At 67.2% G+C, this 24,672-nt stretch carries 12 protein-coding genes, 1 tRNA gene and 3 rRNA genes; 4 read left to right on the plus strand and 12 right to left on the minus strand.

What is annotated here, in order from left to right; translation table 11 throughout:
- Window positions 1–216 precede the first annotated feature (216 nt).
- The gene (locus tag CP968_RS09190) at window positions 217–5,742 is read right to left on the minus strand and encodes a HAMP domain-containing protein (RefSeq protein WP_189828872.1); all 5,526 of its coding nucleotides are present in this window, start codon (window positions 5,740–5,742) and stop codon (window positions 217–219) included.
- 166 nt (window positions 5,743–5,908) lie between these two features.
- Here CP968_RS09190 and CP968_RS09195 point away from each other — a divergent pair, with 166 nt between their 5' ends.
- Both CP968_RS09195 and CP968_RS09200 read left to right on the plus strand, forming a co-directional pair.
- Window positions 5,909–8,491 carry a SpoIIE family protein phosphatase gene (locus CP968_RS09195; protein ID WP_229886152.1) on the plus strand — a complete coding sequence of 861 codons (2,583 nt, stop codon included), beginning with the start codon at window positions 5,909–5,911 and terminating at the stop codon, window positions 8,489–8,491.
- 46 nt (window positions 8,492–8,537) lie between these two features.
- Window positions 8,538–9,047 (plus strand): DinB family protein, encoded by a 510-nt coding sequence (locus tag CP968_RS09200; protein WP_150517544.1) that lies wholly within the window; start codon window positions 8,538–8,540, stop codon window positions 9,045–9,047.
- 55 nt (window positions 9,048–9,102) lie between these two features.
- On the opposite strand, the gene CP968_RS09205 is transcribed toward CP968_RS09200, so the two are convergent.
- The 7 genes from CP968_RS09205 to thyX form a co-directional block, all read right to left on the minus strand.
- Window positions 9,103–9,178, minus strand: a tRNA-Thr gene (locus tag CP968_RS09205).
- A gap of 5 nt (window positions 9,179–9,183) precedes the next feature.
- Window positions 9,184–9,300: ribosomal RNA gene (gene rrf, locus CP968_RS09210) — 5S ribosomal RNA — on the minus strand.
- Between the two features lie 76 nt (window positions 9,301–9,376).
- Window positions 9,377–12,501 (minus strand): 23S ribosomal RNA (locus CP968_RS09215).
- 282 nt (window positions 12,502–12,783) lie between these two features.
- Window positions 12,784–14,308 (minus strand): 16S ribosomal RNA (locus tag CP968_RS09220).
- The 16S, 23S and 5S rRNA genes sit together here with 1 tRNA gene alongside, the layout of an rRNA operon.
- 643 nt (window positions 14,309–14,951) lie before the next feature.
- Window positions 14,952–16,637, minus strand: a complete 1,686-nt coding sequence (locus CP968_RS09230; RefSeq protein WP_150517545.1) for a ribonuclease J — start codon at window positions 16,635–16,637, stop codon at window positions 14,952–14,954.
- Window positions 16,638–16,751: 114 nt separating this feature from the next.
- Window positions 16,752–17,651, minus strand: coding sequence for a 4-hydroxy-tetrahydrodipicolinate synthase (gene dapA / locus CP968_RS09235; RefSeq protein WP_150517546.1), 900 nt, complete (start codon window positions 17,649–17,651; stop codon window positions 16,752–16,754).
- 201 nt (window positions 17,652–17,852) lie between these two features.
- Complete coding sequence (gene thyX / locus CP968_RS09240) at window positions 17,853–18,593, minus strand: FAD-dependent thymidylate synthase (protein WP_150517547.1); 741 nt, start codon at window positions 18,591–18,593, stop codon at window positions 17,853–17,855.
- Window positions 18,594–18,828: 235 nt separating this feature from the next.
- On the opposite strand from thyX, the gene CP968_RS09245 reads away from it, so the two are divergent.
- Complete coding sequence (locus tag CP968_RS09245) at window positions 18,829–19,068, plus strand: hypothetical protein (RefSeq protein WP_150521822.1); 240 nt, start codon at window positions 18,829–18,831, stop codon at window positions 19,066–19,068.
- 48 nt (window positions 19,069–19,116) lie between these two features.
- Window positions 19,117–19,677: a PH domain-containing protein gene (locus CP968_RS09250; protein ID WP_150517548.1), complete on the plus strand. Its 561-nt coding sequence runs from the start codon at window positions 19,117–19,119 to the stop codon at window positions 19,675–19,677.
- A gap of 50 nt (window positions 19,678–19,727) precedes the next feature.
- Here the strand turns inward: CP968_RS09250 and CP968_RS09255 are convergent, their stop codons facing one another.
- The 4 genes from CP968_RS09255 to CP968_RS09270 are packed head-to-tail and all read right to left on the minus strand — an operon-like array spanning window position 19,728 to window position 24,563.
- The gene (locus CP968_RS09255; protein WP_150517549.1) at window positions 19,728–20,180 is read right to left on the minus strand and encodes a tetratricopeptide repeat protein; all 453 of its coding nucleotides are present in this window, start codon (window positions 20,178–20,180) and stop codon (window positions 19,728–19,730) included.
- A gap of 8 nt (window positions 20,181–20,188) precedes the next feature.
- Window positions 20,189–20,941: a 4-hydroxy-tetrahydrodipicolinate reductase gene (gene dapB / locus CP968_RS09260; protein ID WP_150517550.1), complete on the minus strand. Its 753-nt coding sequence runs from the start codon at window positions 20,939–20,941 to the stop codon at window positions 20,189–20,191.
- Window positions 20,942–20,964: 23 nt separating this feature from the next.
- The gene (locus tag CP968_RS09265; RefSeq protein ID WP_150517551.1) at window positions 20,965–22,344 is read right to left on the minus strand and encodes a M16 family metallopeptidase; all 1,380 of its coding nucleotides are present in this window, start codon (window positions 22,342–22,344) and stop codon (window positions 20,965–20,967) included.
- Window positions 22,341–24,563, minus strand: a complete 2,223-nt coding sequence (locus tag CP968_RS09270; protein WP_150521823.1) for a polyribonucleotide nucleotidyltransferase — start codon at window positions 24,561–24,563, stop codon at window positions 22,341–22,343. The genes CP968_RS09265 and CP968_RS09270 overlap by 4 nt, the downstream gene beginning before the upstream one ends.
- Window positions 24,564–24,672: the final 109 nt, after the last annotated feature.

Raw genomic sequence — 24,672 nt, forward strand, 5'->3', positions numbered from 1 at the left:
CCGGGCCCCGCCCCAGAGGACGACATCTTTGCGCCGTCCGTCCTTGTGCCGGTCATCGTAGCCCCAGTCCCGAGATCGCCACACCCTGTCACCAGGATGTCACTGTGCACGAAACAGGAACGTGGCGGGAGAGCAGAAGGTTCCCCCTTCACCGCTCTCCCGCGCCGCTCCCGCCACCGTGCGTCAGCAAGTGGTGTAAGTACGCTCGCACTGCGCTCACTTACCCCGCATCCACTGCTCCATGACCGACAGCAGGTAGTCGGGATCGACCGGCTTGGTGACGTAGTCGGACGCACCGGAGTCGATCGCCTTCTCCCGGTCCCCCTTCATCGCCTTGGCCGTCAGCGCGATGATCGGCAGGCCCGCGAACTGCGGCATCCGCCGGATCGCCGACGTCGTCGCGTAGCCGTCCATCTCGGGCATCATGATGTCCATCAGCACCACCGTCACGTCGTCGTGCTGCTCCAGGACCTCGATGCCCTCGCGGCCGTTCTCCGCGTACAGCACGGCCAGTCCGTGCTGTTCGAGCACGCTGGTCAGGGCGAAGACGTTGCGCACGTCGTCGTCCACGATCAGCACCCGCTCACCGTGGAAGTCGTACGTCCGCGGGACCACCGGCAGTTCGTCCTGCGCCCCGCCCCAGCCGTCCTCCGCCCCGGCCTCGTACGGCTGCCCCGGCACCGCGGCCCGCGGCTCCAGGTCGCTCAGCGGCTTGCGCCGCCGCCGGAACAGCGGCGCGGCACCGCCGCCCTGCCCCGGCTGGCCCTCGACCGCCGGAACCGTGCGCTCCGGCCCGGCCGGCGCCTGCGGGGCCGGGACGGGGGCCGCCGGCAGCTCCGGTACCGCGGTCTCCTCGGCCGGCCTGCGGTACAGCTCCCCGCGCGCCCCGCCCGGCGCGGGCGGCGCGTACCCCTGCGGGGGCAGCTCGCTCGGGTGCAGCGGCAGGTACAGGGTGAAGGTCGAGCCGCGGCCCGGCTCGCTCGCCGCGTGGATCTCGCCGCCCAGCAGCCGGGCGATCTCCCGGCTGATGGACAGCCCGAGTCCCGTACCGCCGTACTTGCGGCTCGTCGTCCCGTCCGCCTGCTTGAACGCCTCGAAGATCACCAGCATCTTGCTCGCCGCGATCCCGATCCCGGTGTCCGTCACCGAGAAGGCGATCAGGTCCCCGTCCGCCTCGCGCAGCGACCCGGCCTCCAGCAACTGCTCCCGGATCGCCGTCGGCACGTCGGCCCCGGCGGGCCGGATCACCAGCTCCACCGCTCCGGTGTCGGTGAACTTCACCGCGTTGGACAGCAGGTTGCGCAGTACCTGGAGCAGCCGCTGCTCGTCGGTGTGCAGGGTGGCCGGCAGCTCCGGCGAGACCCGCACGGAGAAGTCAAGCCCCTTCTCCGCCGTGAGCGGCCGGAACGTGGCCTCCACGTAGTCCACGAGCTGGACCAGCGCGATCCGCGTCGGCGAGACGTCCATCTTGCCCGCCTCGACCTTCGACAGGTCGAGGATGTCGTTGATCAGCTGGAGCAGGTCCGAGCCGGCGCCGTGGATGGTCTCGGCGAACTCCACCTGCTTCGGCGACAGGTTGCCGTCCGCGTTGTCGGCGAGCAACTTGGCCAGGATCAGCAGCGAGTTGAGCGGCGTCCGCAGCTCGTGCGACATGTTCGCCAGGAACTCGCTCTTGTAGCGCATCGAGACCGCGAGCTGCTCGGCGCGCTCTTCCAGGACCTGCCGGGCCTCCTCGATCTCGGTGTTCTTCACCTCGATGTCCCGGTTCTGCTGGGCCAGCAGCTCGGCCTTCTCCTCCAGCTCCGCGTTGGCGGCCTGGAGCGCCTTCTGCCGGTTCTCCAGCTCGTCGGAGCGCTCGCGCAGCTCCTCCGTCATCTCCTGCGACTGCTTGAGCAGCATCTCCGTCTTGGAGTTGACGCTGATCGTGTTGACGCTCGTGCCGATCATCTCGGCGATCTGACTCAGGAAGTCCTTCTGGATCTGGGTGAACGGCGTGAAGGAGGCCAGCTCGATCACCCCGAGCAGCTTCCCCTCGAAGAGCACCGGCAGCACGATCACGTGCGCCGGCGGGGCCTCGCCCAGCCCCGAGGAGATCTTCAGGTAGCCGGGCGGGGTGTTCTCGACCAGGATCGTCCGCTTCTCCTCGGCGACCGTCCCGATCAGCCCCTCCCCCGGACGGAACGAGGTGGGCACCTGGCCCCCGGCGTACGCGTAGCTCCCGCGCATCCGCAGCGCGTACGAACCGTCCGCGCCCCCCTCCGTGCCGACCTCGGTGGTCCCGCCCGCCGGCAGCGCCAGGAAGAACGCGCCGTGCTGCGCCGACACCACCGGGGTGAGCTCGCTCATGATCAGCTTGGCCACGTCGTCCAGCTCCCGGCGGCCCTGCATCAGCGCCGAGATCCGGGCGAGGTTGCCCTTGAGCCAGTCCTGCTCCTTGTTGGCCAGGGTGGTGTCGCGCAGGTTGACGATCATCGTGTTGATGTTGTCCTGGAGGACCTGGATCTCGCCCGCCGCGTCCACGTCGACCTTCAGGCTGAGGTCGCCGCGGGTCACCGCGGTGGCCACGGCCGCGATGGCGCGCACCTGCCGGGTGAGGTTGCCGGCCATCTCGTTCACCGACTCGGTCAGGTCACGCCAGGTGCCGTCGACGTCCCGGACCCGGGCCTGACCGCCCAGGATGCCCTCCGTACCCACCTCGCGGGCCACCCGCGTGACCTGGTCGGCGAAGGAGGACAGCTGGTCCACCATCGTGTTGATGGTCGTCTTGAGCTCCAGGATCTCGCCCCGGGCGTCGATGTCGATCTTCTTGGTCATGTCGCCCTTGGCGATGGCGGTCGTGACCATGGCGATCTGCCGCACCTGCCCGGTGAGGTTCGAGGCCATGAAGTTCACCGAGTCGGTGAGGTCCTTCCACGTCCCCGAGACGCCCGGCACGTGCGCCTGGCCGCCCAGGCGGCCCTCCGTACCCACCTCGCGCGCCACCCGCGTGACCTCGTCCGCGAAGGACGACAGCGTCTTCACCATCGTGTTGACGGTGTCCGCGAGCTGCGCGACCTCGCCGCGGGCCTCGACGGTGACCTTCTTCGTCAGGTCGCCGTTGGCCACCGCTGCCGAGACCTGCGCGATCCCGCGCACCTGGGCCGTCAGGTTGCCGGCCATGGTGTTGACGTTGTCGCTGAGGTCCTTCCAGATGCCCGTCACCCCGCGCACCCGGGCCTGGCCGCCGAGGATGCCCTCGGTACCCACCTCCCGCGCGACCCGGGTCACCTGCTCCGCGAACGACGACAGCTGGTCCACCATCGTGTTGACGGTGGTCACCAGCTCCAGGATCTCGCCCTTGGCGTCCACCGTGATCTTCTTCGACAGGTCGCCCATGGCGACCGCCGTGGTCACCTCGGCGATGTTGCGCACCTGCGAGGTCAGGTTGTTGGCCATGAAGTTGACCGACTGCGTCAGGTCCTTCCAGGTCCCCGAGACGCCCTTGACCTCCGCCTGGCCGCCGAGAATGCCCTCGGTACCCACCTCGCGCGCCACGCGGGTCACCTGCTCCGCGAAGTTCGAGAGCTGGTCGACCATCGTGTTCAGCGTGTTCTTCAGCTCCAGGATCTCGCCCCGGGCGTCCACGTCGATCTTCTGCGACAGGTCCCCGCGCGCCACCGCCGTGGCCACCTGCGCGATGTTGCGCACCTGCGAGGTCAGGTTCCCGGCCATGCCGTTCACCGAGTCGGTCAGGTCGCGCCACACACCGGCCACGCCGGGCACCTGCGCCTGCCCCCCGAGCCGGCCGTCCGTGCCCACCTCGCGGGCCACCCGGGTCACCTGCTCCGCGAAGGCCGAGAGCTGGTCGACCATCGTGTTGATGGTGTTCTTCAGCTCCAGGATCTCGCCCCGGGCGTCCACGTCGATCTTCTGCGACAGGTCCCCGCGCGCCACCGCCGTCGTCACCTGGGCGATCTGGCGCACCTGGGACGTCAGGTTCCCCGCCATGAAGTTGACCGAGTCGGTCAGCTCCTTCCAGGTCCCCGAGACCCCCTCGACCCGGGCCTGGCCGCCGAGGCGGCCCTCCGTGCCCACGTCCCGCGCCATCCGCGTGACCTGGTCGGCGAAGGACGACAGCTGGTCCACCATCGTGTTCACGGTGTTCTTCAGCTGGAGCATCTCGCCGGAGACGTCCACGGTGACCTTCTGCGACAGGTCGCCGTTGGCCACCGCCGTCGTCACCTGCGCGATGTTGCGCACCTGGCCGGTGAGGTTGCGGAAGGCGGTGTTCACCGAATCGGTGAGGTCCTTCCACGTGCCGGCCGCGCCCGGCACCTGAGCCTGACCGCCCAGCTCGCCCTCGACGCCGACCTCGCGCGCCACCCGCGTCACCTCGGCACCGAACGACTGGAGCTGGTCGACCATCGTGTTGACGGTGTTCTTCAGCTCCAGCATCTCGCCGGCCACGTCGACCGTGACCTTCTGCGACAGGTCGCCGTTGGCCACCGCCGTCGTCACCTGCGCGATGTCCCGCACCTGCGTCGTGAGGTTGCGGAAGACCGTGTTCACCGAATCGGTGAGGTCCTTCCAGGTACCGGCCGCGCCCGGCACCTGCGCCTGGCCGCCGAGCAGGCCCTTCGCCCCGACCTCGCTCGCCACCCGCGTGACCTCGTCCGCGAAGGTCCGCAGCGTCTCGGTCATCTGGTTGATCGTTTCGGCCAGTTGCGCGACCTCGCCGCGCGCGCTGACCCGGACCTTCTGCGACAGGTCGCCGTTGGCGACGGCCGTCGTCACCTGGGCGATCCCGCGCACCTGCGCCGTCAGGTTCCCGGCCATGGTGTTGACCGAGTCCGTGAGGTCCTTCCACACGCCCGCGACCCCGGGCACCTTCGCCTGGCCGCCCAGCTCGCCCTCCGTACCCACCTCGCGGGCGACCCGGGTCACCTCGGAGGAGAAGGACGACAGCTGGTCCACCATCGTGTTCACGGTGTTCTTCAGCTGGAGCATCTCGCCGGCCACGTGCACCGTGACCTTGCGCGACAGGTCGCCCTTCGCGACCGCCGTCGTCACCAGCGCGATGTCGCGCACCTGCGCCGTGAGCCGGTACGCCATCGTGTTGACCGAGTCCGTCAGGTCCTTCCACGAACCCGACATCCCGCGGACCTGGGCCTGACCGCCGAGCTTGCCCTCGGTACCCACCTCCAGCGCCACGCGCGTCACCTCGTCGGTGAACGCGGACAACTGGTCGACCAGGTTGTTGACCGTGCGCCCGACCTTCAGGAACTCCCCGCGCAGCGGGTGCCCGGCCCCCTCGGACACCTGCGTCCGCAGGTCCATCCGCTGGTCGAGGTCGCCCTCGGCGACCGCCGACAGCACCCGGCCCACCTCGGACACCGGCCGGGCGAGATCGTCCACCAGCTGGTTCGAGGCGTCGATCGCGGCCGCCCAGGAGCCTTCGCAGGCACCCGTTTCCAGCCGTTCCCCGAGCTTCCCCTCACGTCCCACCATCCGCCGGACCCGGGACAGCTCCCCGGTCAGGTGGAGATTGCGGTCGGCGACCTCGTTGTAGACGGCGGCGATCTCCGTCATCACACCGTCGCCGGACACCGTCAGCCGCTTGCGGAAGTTCCCGTCCCGCATCGACACCAGGGCCGTGAGCAGCCGGTTCAGAGCGGCGGTGTCCACCTCCGTCGTGCCACCGCGCCGAGAACGCCCGCCCTTGGGGCGCGTTCCCGTACGCCGCACCGCTGCGCCAGACTCCACCGTGTCCCTCCCGAAAGGGTCGACCACTGTTCCGCCGGACCTCCAGTGTCCCTGTCCGGCTCTTCAAGCCTGCCCAGTGTTTCACCCCTGCCGAACCCGGCCATAACACTTCGGCACCATCCCACACGGGCCGTACCCTGCGGGTGGATTCCCCGACCACCGCACCATGCCGTCCGCGAAGGTAAGTAACCTGGCACCCGATGTCCAACCGCGTCGAAGGAGACTTGTGATCACGGCACGGGCGGCTGCCAGTTTCGACCCCCTCGGGCGCTCGGTCGCCGCAGCCCGCGCGTTCGTCCGCGACACCCTGCAGGGCTGGGGCTTCGCGGACATCGTCGACGACGCGGTGGTCCTCACCAGCGAGCTCGTCACCAACGCCGTGGTCCATGCCGGAACCCGGGCCGAGGTCGTCTGCCTGCGCGCCGAGGACGGCGTGCGCGTCGAGGTCGCCGACCGGTACCCCGAGCGCGAGCTCCCGCTCCAGCACCCCGAGGAGCGCCCGTACGCGGACCCCGACCGCGAGAACGGCCGCGGGCTGATGCTCTGCGCCGCCCTCGCCACCCGTTGGGGCGTCGAGTACACCGCCACCCACAAGCACGTGTGGTTCCGCCTGGACCTGCCAGACCGGCCGGTCGGTACCCGCTCCGCGGGCCCCGTCATCCCCGACCGCCTGCTCCCGCTCGCCGACAGCCGGGTCCGCGTCGCCGTCGTCCAGGTCGACGCCGCCGACACCGTCGCCGCGTGGAACGAGGACGCCGAGCACATCTTCGGCCACCCCGCCGGCAAGGCCGTCGGCCGCCCGCTCGCCGAGCTCGCCGCCTGGCCGCAGACGCCCGGCACCGGAACCGGCATCGCCGAGGCCCTGCGCCTGTCGCGCTGGGAGGGCAGCTACGGCATCCGCGGCGCCGACGGCCGCGTCGTCCCCGTCTACGCCTCGCACCTGCGGGTCCGCGACGCCCACGGCGAACCGTCCATCGTCTGCCTCCTCGTCCACGACGACGAGCGCGCCCTGCTCCAGACCCCGGCCCGGGTCCCGGGCCCCGACGGCGGGCAGCTCACCGAGCCCCGCCCCGCGGACCCCTTCGAGGTCTTCATCGGCTCGCCGGCCCCCGACGACCTCGACGGACTGCTCCAGCGCACCGTCGAACGGGCCCGCGACCTCCTCGACGCCGACGCCGCCTTCCTGCTGCTGGCCACCGACGACGAGACCGAGCTGGAGGTCCGCGCCACCACCGGCCTGCCCTCCACCCGCCAGCGCTTCGCCCGCGTCCCCGTCGAGGCCGGCACCAACCGCTACGGCTCCGCCCGCATGCCCGCCGTCCACGACGACCTCGCCGCCGTCCCGGGCGCCGTACCGCTCCTGGAGGCCACCGGCATGCGCTCGGTGGTCACCGTCCCGCTGAAGGTCGAGGGCCGTCTCACCGGCTCCCTCGGCGTCGCGGCCGAGGTCCCGGGCCGGTACTCCAACGAGGAGGCCCTGCGCCTGCAGTTCGCCGCCGACCGCATCGCGCTGGCCGTGGAGTCCGCCCGCCTCGGCGAGCTGGAGCGGCTGCGCCGCGGCTCGCTGTCCTTCCTCGTCGAGGCCTCCGACCTGCTGGCGGGCACTTTGGACCGGGACCAGACCCTGGCCTTGGTGGCCCAGATGACCGTCCCGACGCTGGCCACCTGGTGCGCGGTCTACACGATCGCCGACCAGTCCGACCCGTTCCTCTCCTACGTCCTGCACGAGGACGAGGAGCGGATCGACGGCCTCAAGGAACTCCTCGCCCAGGTCAACCCGCCCGAACCGGTCCGCGAGGCCGGCGCCCGCCCGTGGTCCGAGGCGGCCCTCGCGGTCGGCGGCGAGACCGTGGTCCTGCCCCTGCTGGCCCGCAACCGCGTGATCGGCCTGCTCACCCTGGGCAAGCCGTCCGAAGAGCACTTCCGCCAGGAGATCCTGGAGCTCGCCGAGGACCTCTCCCGCCGGGCCGCCCTGGCCCTGGACAACGCCCGCCTGTACTCCGAGCGCACCGCGATCAGCCGCGCCCTCCAGCGCAGCCTGCTGCCGCCCGGCTCCCCCAGCGTCCCCGGCATGGAGGTGGAGGTCATCTACCGCGCGGCCGGCGAGGGCAACGAGGTGGGCGGCGACTTCTACGACGTCTTCCCGATCCGCGACGGTGCGTACGGCTTCGCCATCGGCGACGTCTGCGGCACCGGCCCGGAGGCCGCGGCCGTCACCGGCCTGGCCCGGCACGCCCTGCGCCTGCTGGCCCGCGAGGGCCTGGGAGCCCCGGCGGTCCTGGAGCGGCTTAACGCCGCCATCCTCGACGAGGGCGCCCGCAGCCGCTTCCTCACCCTCCTGTACGGCGAGCTCCACCCCCAGCCCGACGGCGGCGCCCTCATGAAGGTCGTCTGCGCCGGCCACCCCCTCCCGCTGCGGCTGCGCCCGGACGGCGAGGTCATCCCGGCGGCCGAGCCGCAGCCCCTGCTCGGTGTGATCGAGGACCTGGAGCTCTACGAGCAGACCCTCACCCTCGACCCGGGCGACGTGCTGCTGTGCGTGACGGACGGAGTGACGGAGCGCCGCGAGGGCACCCGCATGCTGGGCGACGACGGCCTGGCGGAGGTCCTCACCACCTGTACGGGCCTCACCGCCGGCGCGGTGGCCTCGCGCGTCCTGCGCGCGGTGGAACGGTTCGCCGCCGAGCCGGCCTCGGACGACATGGCGATCCTGGCCTTCCGCGTGCCGCACCAGCGCGAGGGCGACTAGAAATACGGGTGCGGGCCGAGGCGTCCCCGGCCTAGGGTCGGGGACCATGCCCTTCTCACGCACGCGCCCCGACTTCACCGCGGACGAGCGCACCCAGCTCATCGGCTGGCTCGACATGCAGCGCTCGATCGTCCAGTGGAAGTGCGAGGGCCTCTCCGAAGAGGACGCGCACCGTCCCGTCCTGCCGTCCTCACCGCTGATGACCGCGGCCGGCCTCCTGTCGCACCTGCGGTGGACCGAGCAGTGCTGGTTCGAGGTCCTCTTCCTCGACCGTCCGGCCACCGGCCCCCAGTTCGTGGGCCAGGACGACGAGGACTTCATGGTCGACGACACGCCGCTGGCGCAGTTGCTGGAGGAGTACGACCGGCAGTGCGCCCGGTCCAACGAGATCGTCGCGGCCCATTCCCTGGACGACACCGGCCGCAACACCGAATTCAGGTCGGGCGCGGCTTCCCTGCGCTGGATGCTTCTCCACATGATCGAGGAGACGGCCCGCCACGCCGGCCACCTGGACGCGATCCGAGAACTGCTCGACGGCGAGACGAGCTACTACTAGCCGGACGGCTCGAAAACGCAAAAAGGCCCCCGCCAGGAGGCGGGGGCCTTTTTTTTGGAGCCCTTTAACGGAATCGAACCGTTGACCTTCTCCTTACCATGGAGACGCTCTACCGACTGAGCTAAAAGGGCGGGTTGTTCGGCGGCGTCCTACTCTCCCACAGGGTCCCCCCTGCAGTACCATCGGCGCTGAAAGGCTTAGCTTCCGGGTTCGGAATGTAACCGGGCGTTTCCCTAACGCTATGACCACCGAAACACTATGAAATTTGAACGCTGGTGTTTTCACAGCTGTTCGTTATTTCAGAACTAACACAGTGGACGCGAGCAACTGAGGACAAGCCCTCGGCCTATTAGTACCAGTCAGCTTCACCCGTTACCGGGCTTCCACATCTGGCCTATCAACCCAGTCGTCTACTGGGAGCCTTACCCTCTCAAGGAGGTGGGAATACTCATCTTGAAGCAGGCTTCCCGCTTAGATGCTTTCAGCGGTTATCCCTCCCGAACGTAGCCAACCAGCCATGCCCTTGGCAGGACAACTGGCACACCAGAGGTTCGTCCGTCCCGGTCCTCTCGTACTAGGGACAGCCCTTCTCAATATTCCTACGCGCACAGCGGATAGGGACCGAACTGTCTCACGACGTTCTAAACCCAGCTCGCGTACCGCTTTAATGGGCGAACAGCCCAACCCTTGGGACCGACTCCAGCCCCAGGATGCGACGAGCCGACATCGAGGTGCCAAACCATCCCGTCGATATGGACTCTTGGGGAAGATCAGCCTGTTATCCCCGGGGTACCTTTTATCCGTTGAGCGACGGCGCTTCCACAAGCCACCGCCGGATCACTAGTCCCGACTTTCGTCCCTGCTCGACCCGTCGGTCTCACAGTCAAGCTCCCTTGTGCACTTACACTCAACACCTGATTGCCAACCAGGCTGAGGGAACCTTTGGGCGCCTCCGTTACTCTTTAGGAGGCAACCGCCCCAGTTAAACTACCCATCAGACACTGTCCCTGATCCGGATCACGGACCGAGGTTAGACATCCAGCACGACCAGAGTGGTATTTCAACGGCGACTCCACAACCACTGGCGTGGCTGCTTCAAAGTCTCCCACCTATCCTACACAAGCCGAACCGAACACCAATATCAAACTATAGTAAAGGTCCCGGGGTCTTTCCGTCCTGCTGCGCGAAACGAGCATCTTTACTCGTAGTGCAATTTCACCGGGCCTATGGTTGAGACAGTCGAGAAGTCGTTACGCCATTCGTGCAGGTCGGAACTTACCCGACAAGGAATTTCGCTACCTTAGGATGGTTATAGTTACCACCGCCGTTTACTGGCGCTTAAGTTCTCAGCTTCGCACACCCGAAAGTGTACTAACCGGTCCCCTTAACGTTCCAGCACCGGGCAGGCGTCAGTCCGTATACATCGCCTTACGGCTTCGCACGGACCTGTGTTTTTAGTAAACAGTCGCTTCTCGCTGGTCTCTGCGGCCACCCCCAGCTCAAGGAGCAAGTCCTCTCACCAGTGATGGCCCCCCTTCTCCCGAAGTTACGGGGGCATTTTGCCGAGTTCCTTAACCATAGTTCACCCGAACGCCTCGGTATTCTCTACCTGACCACCTGAGTCGGTTTAGGGTACGGGCCGCCATGAAACTCGCTAGAGGCTTTTCTCGACAGCATAGGATCATCCACTTCACCACAATCGGCTCGGCATCAGGTCTCAGCCTTATATGAGGGACGGATTTGCCTACCCCTCGGCCTACACCCTTACCCCGGGACTACCACCGCCCGGGCTGGACTACCTTCCTGCGTCACCCCATCGCTTACCTACTACCACCTTGGATCGGCGGCTCCACCACTTTCCTTTCCCCGAAGGGTCCGGAACGGCTTCACGGCCTTAGCATCAGAGGATTCGATATTGGGCGTTTCAAAGCGGGTACCGGAATATCAACCGGTTGTCCATCGACTACGCCTGTCGGCCTCGCCTTAGGTCCCGACTTACCCTGGGCAGATCAGCTTGACCCAGGAACCCTTAGTCAATCGGCGCACACGTTTCTCACGTGTGTATCGCTACTCATGCCTGCATTCTCACTCGTGAACCGTCCACAACTAGCTTCCGCTGCTGCTTCACCCGGCACACGACGCTCCCCTACCCATCACAACACCCGTTGGGGCTATACGCTGCAATGACACGACTTCGGCGGTACGCTTGAGCCCCGCTACATTGTCGGCGCGGAATCACTTGACCAGTGAGCTATTACGCACTCTTTCAAGGGTGGCTGCTTCTAAGCCAACCTCCTGGTTGTCTCTGCGACTCCACATCCTTTCCCACTTAGCGTACGCTTAGGGGCCTTAGTCGATGCTCTGGGCTGTTTCCCTCTCGACCATGGAGCTTATCCCCCACAGTCTCACTGCCGTGCTCTCACTTACCGGCATTCGGAGTTTGGCTAAGGTCAGTAACCCGGTAGGGCCCATCGCCTATCCAGTGCTCTACCTCCGGCAAGAAACACACGACGCTGCACCTAAATGCATTTCGGGGAGAACCAGCTATCACGGAGTTTGATTGGCCTTTCACCCCTAACCACAGGTCATCCCCCAGGTTTTCAACCCTGGTGGGTTCGGTCCTCCACGAAGTCTTACCTCCGCTTCAACCTGCCCATGGCTAGATCACTCCGCTTCGGGTCTAGAGCGTGCAACTCAATCGCCCTATTCGGACTCGCTTTCGCTACGGCTTCCCCACACGGGTTAACCTCGCTACACACCGCTAACTCGCAGGCTCATTCTTCAAAAGGCACGCAGTCACGACCCATTGAGTAAACTCAATGAGCGACGCTCCCACGGCTTGTAGGCACACGGTTTCAGGTACTATTTCACTCCGCTCCCGCGGTACTTTTCACCATTCCCTCACGGTACTATCCGCTATCGGTCACCAGGGAATATTTAGGCTTAGCGGGTGGTCCCGCCAGATTCACACGGGATTTCTCGGGCCCCGTGCTACTTGGGAGATTCTTAAGCAAGCCGCTGATGTTTCGTCTACGGGGGTCTTACCCTCTACGCCGGACCTTTCGCATGTCCTTCGACTACATCAACGGTTTCTGACTCGCCGACCGGCCGGCAGACCGATCAAAAGAATTCCCACAACCCCGCATGCGCAACCCCTGCCGGGTATCACACGCATACGGTTTGGCCTCATCCGGTTTCGCTCGCCACTACTCCCGGAATCACGGTTGTTTTCTCTTCCTGCGGGTACTGAGATGTTTCACTTCCCCGCGTTCCCTCCACACTGCCTATGTGTTCAGCAGTGGGTGACAGCCCATGACGACTGCCGGGTTTCCCCATTCGGACACCCCCGGATCAAAGCTCAGTTGGCAGCTCCCCGGGGCCTATCGCGGCCTCTCACGTCCTTCATCGGTTCCTGGTGCCAAGGCATCCACCGTGCGCCCTTAAAAACTTGGCCACAGATGCTCGCGTCCACTGTGTAGTTCTCAAACAACGACCAGCCACCCATCACCCTGACCCATACAGGTCAAGTTCACTGGGGCCGGCAAGAAGACACAACCTCACGGCCGTACCTTCAGGACCCAACAACGTGCCAGACACGATCCCCCGTCAGAGAGTCACTTTCCACGCCGAAGCAGTACTTGCGATTCCATCCAGGAAACCGTGCCAAATAATCAACGTTCCACCCATGAGCTGACCGTGCAGAACATTTGTCTGCAATCGGTACTGTGCTCCTTAGAAAGGAGGTGATCCAGCCGCACCTTCCGGTACGGCTACCTTGTTACGACTTCGTCCCAATCGCCAGTCCCACCTTCGACAGCTCCCTCCCTTACGGGTTGGGCCACCGGCTTCGGGTGTTACCGACTTTCGTGACGTGACGGGCGGTGTGTACAAGGCCCGGGAACGTATTCACCGCAGCAATGCTGATCTGCGATTACTAGCAACTCCGACTTCATGGGGTCGAGTTGCAGACCCCAATCCGAACTGAGACCGGCTTTTTGAGATTCGCTCCACCTCACGGTATCGCAGCTCATTGTACCGGCCATTGTAGCACGTGTGCAGCCCAAGACATAAGGGGCATGATGACTTGACGTCGTCCCCACCTTCCTCCGAGTTGACCCCGGCGGTCTCCTGTGAGTCCCCATCACCCCGAAGGGCATGCTGGCAACACAGGACAAGGGTTGCGCTCGTTGCGGGACTTAACCCAACATCTCACGACACGAGCTGACGACAGCCATGCACCACCTGTATACCGACCACAAGGGGGGCACTATCTCTAATGCTTTCCGGTATATGTCAAGCCTTGGTAAGGTTCTTCGCGTTGCGTCGAATTAAGCCACATGCTCCGCTGCTTGTGCGGGCCCCCGTCAATTCCTTTGAGTTTTAGCCTTGCGGCCGTACTCCCCAGGCGGGGAACTTAATGCGTTAGCTGCGGCACCGACGACGTGGAATGTCGCCAACACCTAGTTCCCAACGTTTACGGCGTGGACTACCAGGGTATCTAATCCTGTTCGCTCCCCACGCTTTCGCTCCTCAGCGTCAGTAATGGCCCAGAGATCCGCCTTCGCCACCGGTGTTCCTCCTGATATCTGCGCATTTCACCGCTACACCAGGAATTCCGATCTCCCCTACCACACTCTAGCTAGCCCGTATCGAATGCAGACCCGAGGTTAAGCCTCGGGCTTTCACATCCGACGCGACAAGCCGCCTACGAGCTCTTTACGCCCAATAATTCCGGACAACGCTTGCGCCCTACGTATTACCGCGGCTGCTGGCACGTAGTTAGCCGGCGCTTCTTCTGCAGGTACCGTCACTTTCGCTTCTTCCCTGCTGAAAGAGGTTTACAACCCGAAGGCCGTCATCCCTCACGCGGCGTCGCTGCATCAGGCTTTCGCCCATTGTGCAATATTCCCCACTGCTGCCTCCCGTAGGAGTCTGGGCCGTGTCTCAGTCCCAGTGTGGCCGGTCGCCCTCTCAGGCCGGCTACCCGTCGTCGCCTTGGTGGGCCATTACCCCACCAACAAGCTGATAGGCCGCGGGCTCATCCTTCACCGCCGGAGCTTTCAACCCCTGCCCATGCAGACAGGAGTGGTATCCGGTATTAGACCCCGTTTCCAGGGCTTGTCCCAGAGTGAAGGGCAGATTGCCCACGTGTTACTCACCCGTTCGCCACTAATCCACCCCGAAGAGCTTCATCGTTCGACTTGCATGTGTTAAGCACGCCGCCAGCGTTCGTCCTGAGCCAGGATCAAACTCTCCATGAATGTTTACCCGTAATCGGGTCAACACACACTAAGAGCGGGACAACCAGGTCGGAATAAGACCGGTCATCCACAACGTCCTCGCTGTGTTTTGTCGCCTGCAAGCACACCGAAACCGGTGCCCCACAGGACTTTTTCAAAGGAACCTCATCCACCGAAATGGACGGGGTATCAACTTTTGGCGTTGATTTTTGGCACGCTGTTGAGTTCTCAAGGAACGGACGCTTCCTTTGTACTCACCCTCTCGGGCTTTCCTCCGGGCTTCGCTTCGTTCTGTTCGTTCTGTTCTTGCGTTTCCGACTCTATCAGACTCTTTCGGGCCCGACTTCCTCGGTGCTTTCCAGGTTTCCGCTTTCGCGTTTCCCTTTCCGGCGGGTCCGACTCTATCAGACCCGATTCCGTGTCCGCTTCTCAAAAGCAGCGTTACCGGATTCGAATTCCAATGGCCTTCGGAGGGCCTATTCCCTTTCGGGTGGACCAGACTTTATCAGGTCTCCCCGAGTCGTTGATCCCACCCGCCCGCGGGTCCGTCCGGGCACGTGTGCGTGCCGTGGTGCCGTGCGGGGTGGAGACGTAAACGTACTGGAGCGGGGCCCCCGGATGCAAATCCGGTTGCCCCGCTCCCGTGCGGTCGCTACGGCGGAGGTCAGACCTCGACGACGACCGGGAGGATCATCGGGCGGCGACGGTAGCTGTCCGAGACCCACTTGCCCATCGTCCGGCGGATGAGCTGCTGGATCTGGTGGGGTTCCGCGACGCCGTCGGAGGCCGCGCGGGCGATGGCTTCCTCGATCTTCGCGATGACCGGGCCGAAGGCCGAGTCGTCGATGCCGGAGCCGCGGGCCTGGATGTTCGGGCCGCTGACCACCTTGCCCGTGGTGCTGTCCACCACCACGTAGACCGAGACGATGCCCTCGTCGCCGAGGATCCGGCGGTCCTTCAGCGAGGACTCCGTGACGTCGCCGACCGAGAGGCCGTCCACGTACACGTAGCCGGCCTGGACCTTGCCGGAGATCCGGGCCTTGCCGTCGATCAGGTCGACGACCACGCCGTCCTCGGCGATGACGATGCGGTCCTTGGGAACGCCCGTCATGGCGCCGAGCTCGGCGTTGGCGCGCAGGTGGCGCCATTCGCCGTGGACCGGCATCAGGTTCCGCGGCTTGCAGATGTTGTAGAAGTACAGCAGCTCGCCGGCGGAGGCGTGGCCGGAGACGTGCACCTTGGCGTTGCCCTTGTGCACGACGTTGGCGCCCCAGCGGGTCAGGCCGTTGATCACGCGGTAGACCGCGTTCTCGTTGCCCGGGATCAGGGACGACGCCAGGATCACGGTGTCCCCGGGGACGATCCGGATCTGGTGGTCGCGGTTGGCCATCCGGGACAGGGCCGCCATCGGCTCGCCCTGGGAACCCGTGCAGACCAGGACGACCTCGTGGGCCGGCAGGTCGTCGAGGGTCTTGACGTCCACGACGAGGCCCGGCGGGACCCGCAGGTAGCCCAGGTCCCGGGCGATGCCCATGTTGCGGACCATCGAACGGCCGACGAAGGCGACCCTGCGGCCGTACTCGTGCGCCGCGTCGAGGATCTGCTGGATCCGGTGCACGTGGCTGGCGAAGCTCGCCACGATGATCCGGTTGTGGGCGTTCGCGAAGACCGTGCGCAGCACGTTGGAGATCTCGCGCTCGGGCGGGACGAAGCCCGGGACCTCGGCGTTCGTCGAGTCCGAGAGGAGGAGGTCGATGCCCTCCTCGCTCAGCCGCGCGAAGGCGTGCAGGTCCGTGAGGCGCTTGTCCAGCGGGAGCTGGTCCATCTTGAAGTCGCCGGTGCACACCACCATGCCGGCGCCGGTGCGGATGGCCACGGCCAGCGCGTCCGGGATGGAGTGGTTGACCGCGATGAACTCGCAGTCGAAGGGACCGAGGTTCTCGCGCTCGCCCTCCTTCACCTCAAGGGTGTAGGGGCGGATGCGGTGCTCCTGGAGCTTCGCCTCGATGAGGGCCAGCGTCAGCTTGGAGCCGATCAGCGGGATGTCCGGCTTCTCCCGGAGGAGGTAGGGGACGGCGCCGATGTGGTCCTCGTGACCGTGCGTGAGCACGATGCCCTCGATGTCGTCGAGGCGGTCCCTGATGGACGAGAAGTCCGGAAGGATCAGGTCGATGCCCGGCTGCTCCTCCTCGGGGAACAGAACGCCGCAGTCGACGATCAGCAGGCGGCCGTCGAACTCGAAGACGGTCATGTTGCGGCCGATCTCGCCGAGACCGCCCAGCGGGGTGACCCGCAGGCCGCCCTTGGGGAGCTTCGGCGGCGGGCCGAGTTCAGGATGCGGATGGCTCAAAAGTGTCTCCTCACCACACACGCCACGTACCTCGTAAGGCACGCGGCGTGTATGTCATTCGTGCTCTTGCTGTTGTCTGTTTCGGTCGTGCTTATGGAGTTGTGAAGTCTGTTGTCAGAGCTGTACCCCACCGGCGGCAAGATCCAGCTTGAGCACGGCCGTCTCTTCGGCACTCAGCTCGATCAGCGGGAGCCGCACCGGGCCCGCGGGCAGGCCCTGCAGGTTCAGCGCGCCCTTGGTGGTCATCACGCCCTGGGTGCGGAACATGCCGGTGAAGACGGGGAGCAGCTTCTGGTGGATCTCGGCGGCCTTCTGGACGTCTCCGCCCAGGTGGGCCTCCAGCATGGCGCGCAGCTCCGGGGTGACCACGTGGCCGACCACGGAGACGAAGCCGACCGCTCCGATCGACAGGAGCGGCAGGTTCAGCATGTCGTCGCCCGAGTACCAGGCCAGGCCGCTCCGTGCCATGGCCCAGCCGGCGCGGCCGAGGTCGCCCTTCGCGTCCTTGTTGGCAACGATACGGGGATGCTCGGCCAGCCGTACCAGGGTTTCGGTGTCGATCGGGACACCGCTGCGGCCCGGGATGTCGTAGAGCATGACCGGCAGGCCCGTGGCGTCGGCGATCGCCGTGAAGTGCCGGTGGAGCGCTTCCTGCGGCGGCTTGCTGTAGTACGGGGTGACCGCGAGCAGGCCGTGCGCGCCGGTCTGCTCCGCCTGGCGGGCCAGCTCCAGGGTGTGGCGGGTGTCGTTGGTACCGATGCCGGCGACCACGTGGGCGCGGTCTCCGACGGCTTCGAGGACGGCTCGTACGAGGTCGTTTTTCTCCGCGTCGGTGGTGGTCGGCGACTCACCGGTGGTGCCGTTGACGATCAGGCCGTCGTTGCCGGCGTCCACCAGGTGGACGGCGAGCTGCTGCGCGCCGTCGAGGTCGAGTGCGCCATCCGCCGTAAACGGCGTGATCATGGCGGTGAGGACCCGCCCGAAGGGGGTCTGCGGAGTCGAGATCGGAGCCATGGGTAACACGCTACTCGCTGCCATGCTCGCGGTGTCCCCTCGGGGGACGCCAACGGGGTGTTGGACACCGGCACTGCCTGCTCGGGGGTTCAAGCAGTGCCGGGTCCGTTTGATCAGCCTAGATGAACTTTCCGAAACGCCGCAATACGGACACTTGGGACTTGGCTCCGTACATCTGTGCGTCGCGGGGCCCGCCGGGGCCTACGGAGCGACGCGGCCGTTGCCGTTGAAGGCCGCGTACGTGAGGGGCATGAGCCCGGCCCAGTGCTGCTCCATCTTCTCGCCGACCATCTCGATCTCCCGCTGCGGGAAGGACGGGGTGGTCGCCAGCTCGTGCTGCGTGCGCAGCCCGAGGAAGTGCATCAGCGAGCGCGCGTTGCAGGTGGCGTACATCGACGAGAAAAGTCCGACCGGCAGGACCGAACGGGCCACCTCGCGGGCCACGCCCGCCGCCAGCATCTCCTGGTAGGCCCGGTAGGCCTGGACGTACGAGTCCTCCATGACGCGGCCGGTCAGCTCCTGCTGCGCGGCGGTGCCCTCGACGAACACGTACTTGCCCGGGCGGCCCTCCTGGATCAGCTTCCGCTCCGCGTCCGGAACGTAGAAGACCGGTTCCAGCTCCCGGTAGCGGCCCGATTCCTCGTTGTAGGACCAGCCGACGCGGTGCCGCATGAACTCGCGGAACACGAAGATCGGGGCGCTGATGAAGAAGGTCATCGAGTTGTGCTCGAAGGGGCTGCCGTGGCGGTCGCGCATCAGGTAGTTGATCAGGCCCTTGGACCGCTCCGGGTCCTTCCGCAGCTCTTCGAGCGACTGCTCGCCGGCCGTGGAGACCCGAGCGGCCCACAGCACGTCGGAGTCGGCGGCGGAGTGCTTCACCAGCTCCACCGTCACGTCACTGCGGAAGCTGGGTTTCAGATCTGAAGCGGCGGTCTCGCTCACCGGGGTCCTTCCAAACGTGCGTCCTGGGGCGGGCCCACTCTACGTCGCCGGCCGCGGCCCGCCGTGCACGTGCGACCGGGCCCGGAACCCCCCGAAGAGCTGACGCGGCGCCACCGAATTTGCCCGATGTCCCGAAATCCGGCACCGATCGGACGGCTCGGACGTCCTACTGGGTAGCACCCGCATTCGTCTTCCGCCCCTGTCCCGGGGCCCGATCGTGAGGAGAGTCGCTCCCATGTTCAGCCGGCGCGAACCCGTCCCGTTCGCCTTCGTCGCCGAGGCCGACCGATTCCGCAGCAATGTCACTCCACCGCCGCGCGAGAGTCTGGGCAAGGGCAAGATCGCTGCCCGTAGTCTGGTCGGTCTGACCGTGGTGGCCGGGCTCGCGGGCTCGCTGCTCTTCGGTATGCCCGCACTGCAGCCGAGCAAGGCGCCCGAGAAGTCGCAGCAGTCGGAGGCGTCCCAGGGGCGGTAGCCTCACGGGCACTGCCCAACCGAACGTGCATGTGAGTGAGGTACAGCCGTGCCCCTGCCCTTCCTGACGGCCGACGGCGCATTCGACGCGGACGACGGTGCCGACGAGGTGCTCCCCCACGCCGACCACGACCGCTGGCGGCGGCCGTACCGGCCCGGGCCGTGGCGCGTGGGCATCGCCGCGGTGCTGCTCCTGCTCTCCGCTTTCATGCTGCTGGCCACGATGATCATCGCCTTCGCCGGCGCGCTGGGCGGGGCGTTCGTCTGCCTGCTCGCGGCCCTCGCGGTCGTCGGCGCGGCCGTGCAACTGCTGCGCGCGGGCGTCTGGGTGAGCCGTACGGGGCTGCGCCGGGTCGGGTTCTTCCGGACCCGCTCGATCCCGTGGAGCGAGGTCGCCGAGGTCCGCACCGTGCAGCAGCCCGTGCGCTGGCTGGGGCTGCCGCGGACGGTGCAGGGGCAGGCGCTGACGGTGGCCGGGCCCGCGGGCTCGGAGCTGCCGGTGCTGCTGACCGACCACAACGCCGATTTCCTGTCCCGCTCGGAGGCCTTCGAGCGGGCCGCCGACACGGTCGGGGCCTGGGCCGAGGAGTACCGGCCGGTGGCCGCCTGACGGACGGCCGCGCGCCGCGCGGCCCCCGCGCCCCGGAAGCCCGTACGGTCTCAGACCCGTACGGGCTTCTCCTCGTGCAGGGCGATGGCCCGCTGCATGGCCTTGCGCGCCCGCGGGGTGTCACGGGCGTCGCGGTAGGCGACGGCCAGCCGGAACCAGCTGCGCCAGTCCCCCGGCGCGTCCTCGGTCTCCGCCTTGCGGCGCGCGAACACCTCGTCGGCCGAGTCCCGCAGGATCCTGCCGTACCCGTCCCGCTCCAGCTCGTCCACGGGCAGCCCGCCCTCGCCCTCCAGCTCGGCGGCGAGCTGGTTGGCCTTGGTGACGAACCGGGTGTTGGCCCAGAGGAACCAGATGCCGATCACCGGCAGGATCAGCACGGCCAGCCCGAAGGTGACCGTGAGCCAGGTTCCGTGCCGGATGAGCATCAGGCCCCGGGTGCCGACCAGGACGAAGTAGACGACCAGGACCGCGGCCGTCAGGAAGTACGTGATCTTCGCGCGCATGGGTGCCGTCAGCCGAGGTCGAGGAAGTGTTCCAGGCCGAAGGTGAGGCCCGGGGTCTGTGTCACGCGGCGCGCGCCGAGCAGGATGCCCGGCATGAAGCTGCTGTGGTGCAGGGAGTCGTGACGGATCGTCAGGGTCTCGCCCTCGCCGCCGAGGAGGACCTCCTGGTGGGCCAGCAGGCCGCGCAGGCGGATCGCGTGGACCGGGACGCCGTCGACGTCGGCCCCGCGGGCGCCGTCCAGGGCCGTGGCCGTGGCGTCGGGCTGCGCGCCCAGGCCCGCCTCGGCGCGGGCGGCGGCGATGAGCTGCGCCGTGCGGGTGGCGGTGCCCGAGGGGGCGTCGACCTTGTTCGGGTGGTGCAGCTCGACGACCTCGACGGACTCGAAGTAGCGGGCCGCCTGCGCCGCGAACCGCATCGTCAGGACCGCGCCGATGGAGAAGTTCGGCGCGATGAGCACACCGGTCCGCGGGGAGCCCGCGAGCCAGGTGGTGAGCTGGGCGAGGCGGTCCTCGGTCCAGCCGGTGGTGCCGACCACTCCGTGGATGCCGTGGCGGATGAGGAAGTCCAGGTTCCCCATCACCGAGGCCGGGGTGGTCAGCTCGACCGCGACCTGGGCGCCGGCCTCGGCCAGCGTCTCCAGCTTGTCGCCGCGGCCGAGGGCGGCCACCAGCTCCATGTCCTCGGCGGCCTCGATCGCCTTGACGGCCTCGGCCCCGATGCGGCCCCGGGCCCCGAGGACCGCCACGCGCAGCTTGCTCATGTTGCTTCCTTTTCCGTACGGAACTAGGCGACGGCCTCGTCGAGGCGGGCGGCCTGCTTCTCCTTCAGCGGGCCGATCACCGCGAGCGAGGGTCGCTGGGCCAGTACATCCTGCGCGACCGAGCGGACGTCGTCCGGGGTCACGGCGGCGATCCGGGCCAGCATGTCGTCGACCGACATCTGGTCGCCCCAGCACAGCTCGCTCTTGCCGATGCGGTTCATGATCGCGCCGGTGTCCTCCAGACCGAGGACGGTCGAGCCGGAGAGCTGGCCTACGGCGCGCCTGATCTCGTCGTCGGGCAGGCCCTCGGAGGCCACCTTGTCCAGTTCGTCGCGGCAGATCCGCAGCACGTCGTGGACCTGGCTGGGCCGACAGCCCGCGTACACGCCGAAGAGGCCGGTGTCGGCGAAGCCGGAGGTGTACGAGTACACGCTGTAGGCCAGGCCGCGCTTCTCCCGGACCTCCTGGAAGAGGCGGGAGGACATGCCGCCGCCGAGGGCCGTGTTCAGGACACCCAACGCCCAGCGCCGCTCGTCGGTGCGGGCCAGGCCCGGCATGCCGAGGACCACGTGGGCCTGCTCGGTCTTGCGGTTGACGAGCTCGACGCGGCCGGAGGTGCGGATGCGCTTGGTGCCGGTGCGCGGGCCGACCGGTTCGGCGTCGGTACGGCCGAGGGAGCCGGCCTTCTCGAAGGCGGCGCGGACCTGGCGCACGACCTTGTGGTGGTCGACGTTGCCGGCGGCGGCGACGACCAGGTGCCTCGGGTCGTAGTGCTTCTTGTAGAAGCGGCGGATCCGGTCGGCGCCCAGGGCGTTGATCGTCTCGACGGTGCCGAGGACGGGCCGGCCCAGGGGGGTGTCGCCGAACATGGTCTGCGCGAACAGGTCGTGCACGCAGTCGCCCGGGTCGTCCTCGGTCATCGCGATCTCTTCGAGGATGACGCCGCGCTCGGCGTCGACGTCCTCCTCGCGGATCAGCGAGCCGGTGAGCATGTCGCAGACGACGTCGATGGCCAGCGGCAGGTCGGTGTCGAGCACCCGTGCGTAGTAGCAGGTGTACTCCTTCGCCGTGAAGGCGTTCATCTCTCCGCCGACCGCGTCGATCGCGGAGGAGATGTCGAGGGCACTGCGCTTGTCGGTGCCCTTGAAGAGGAGGTGCTCCAGGTAGTGCGTGGCGCCGTTCAGGGTGGGCGTCTCGTCGCGGGAGCCGACGTGCGCCCAGATGCCGAAGGTGGCGGAGCGGACCGAGGGCAGCGTCTCGGTGACGATGCGCAGTCCGCCGGGGAGGACGGTGCGCCGGACGGTGCCGATGCCGTTGCTCCCCTTGAGCAGGGTTTGGGTACGGGCGACGGCCCGCCCCTCCGAAGAGGGGCGGGCCGTCACACGGGAACTACGCGACATCACTTGTCGGAGTCGTCCTTGTCAGCGTCGTCGCCGGCGGCCTCGCCGTCGATCACGGGGATCAGGGAGAGCTTGCCGCGCTGGTCGATCTCGGCGATCTCCACCTGGACCTTGGAGCCGACCGCGAGCACGTCCTCGACGTTCTCCACGCGCTTGCCACCGGCGAGCTTGCGGATCTGCGAGATGTGCAGCAGGCCGTCCTTGCCGGGCAGCAGGGAGACGAAGGCACCGAAGGTGGTGGTCTTGACGACCGTACCCAGGTAGCGCTCGCCGACCTCCGGCATGGTCGGGTTGGCGATGCCGTTGATCGTGGCGCGGGCGGCCTCGGCGGCCGGGCCGTCGGCGGCACCGATGTAGATGGTGCCGTCGTCCTCGATCGTGATCTCGGCGCCGGTGTCCTCCTGGATCTGGTTGATCATCTTGCCCTTGGGCCCGATGACCTCACCGATCTTGTCCACCGGGATCTTGACGGTGATGATCCGCGGGGCGTTGGGGGACATCTCGTCCGGCGTGTCGATCGCTTCCATCATCACGTCGAGGATGTGGAGGCGGGCGTCGCGGGCCTGCTTGAGGGCCGCGGCCAGGACGGAGGCCGGGATGCCGTCCAGCTTCGTGTCGAGCTGGAGGGCGGTCACGAACTCCTTGGTGCCGGCGACCTTGAAGTCCATGTCGCCGAAGGCGTCCTCCGCACCGAGGATGTCGGTGAGGGCGACGTAGTGGGTCTTGCCGTCGATCTCCTGGGAGATCAGGCCCATGGCGATGCCGGCGACGGGGGCCTTGAGGGGCACACCGGCGTTCAGCAGGGACATGGTGGAGGCGCAGACCGAGCCCATGGACGTCGAACCGTTGGAGCCGAGGGCCTCGGACACCTGGCGGATCGCGTAGGGGAACTCCTCGCGGGTCGGGAGGACCGGCACGATGGCGCGCTCGGCGAGGGCGCCGTGGCCGATCTCGCGGCGCTTGGGCGAACCCACGCGGCCGGTCTCGCCGACGGAGTACGGCGGGAAGTTGTAGTTGTGCATGTAGCGCTTGCGGGTCACCGGGGAGAGGGTGTCCAGCTGCTGCTCCATGCGGAGCATGTTGAGGGTGGTGACGCCCAGGATCTGGGTCTCGCCACGCTCGAACAGCGCCGAGCCGTGCACGCGCGGGATGGCCTCGACCTCGGCGGCGAGGGTACGGATGTCCGTGATCCCGCGGCCGTCGATGCGGACCTTGTCCTTGATGACGCGCTCGCGCACCAGGGCCTTGGTCAGGCTGCGGTAGGCGGCGGAGATCTCCTTCTCGCGGCCTTCGAAGGCCGGGAGGAGCTTCTCGGCGGCGAGCTCCTTGACGCGGTCCAGCTCGGCCTCGCGGTCCTGCTTGCCCGGGATGGTCAGCGCCTGGGAGAGCTCGCCCTTGACGGCGGCCGCGAGGGCCTCGTACACGTCGTCCTGGTAGTCCAGGAAGACCGGGAACTCGCCCTCGGGCTTGGCGGCCTTGGCGGCCAGGTCGGCCTGGGCCTTGCAGAGGACCTTGATGAACGGCTTCGCGGCGTCGAGGCCCGCGGCGACGACCTCCTCGGTCGGCGCCTCGGCGCCGTCCTTGACGAGGGCGATGGTCTTCTCGGTGGCCTCGGCCTCGACCATCATGATCGCGACGTCGCCGTCGTCCAGGACGCGGCCCGCGACGACCATGTCGAAGACGGCGTCCTCAAGCTCGGTGTGCGTCGGGAAGGCCACCCACTGGCCGCGGATCAGCGCGACGCGGACGCCGCCGATCGGGCCGGAGAAGGGCAGGCCGGCCAGCTGGGTGGACGCGGAGGCGGCGTTGATCGCCACGACGTCGTACAGGTGGTCGGGGTTGAGCGCCATGATCGTGGCGACGACCTGGATCTCGTTGCGCAGGCCCTTCTTGAAGGACGGGCGCAGCGGGCGGTCGATCAGGCGGCAGGTGAGGATCGCGTCCTCGGAGGGGCGGCCCTCGCGGCGGAAGAAGGATCCGGGGATCTTGCCGGCCGCGTACTGGCGCTCCTCGACGTCCACCGTGAGGGGGAAGAAGTCGAGCTGGTCCTTGGGCTTCTTCGACGCGGTGGTGGCGGAGAGCACCATCGTGTCGTCGTCCAGGTAGGCAACGGCGGAGCCGGCGGCCTGGCGGGCCAGGCGGCCCGTCTCGAAGCGGATCGTGCGGGTGCCGAAGGAACCGTTGTCAATGACGGCCTCGGCGTAGTGGGTCTCGTTCTCCACTAGCGTTTTCTCCATTTTCGTCGTCTCCGTCCGCCGCCCGTGTGGCGGTGGACGGTTGCGGAGAAGCGCTCCTGGCCTGGGGCCGGTCTTCGATCGAAGCACCCGGTTC

The organism is Streptomyces subrutilus (assembly GCF_008704535.1).
Lineage (GTDB): Bacteria > Actinomycetota > Actinomycetes > Streptomycetales > Streptomycetaceae > Streptomyces > Streptomyces subrutilus.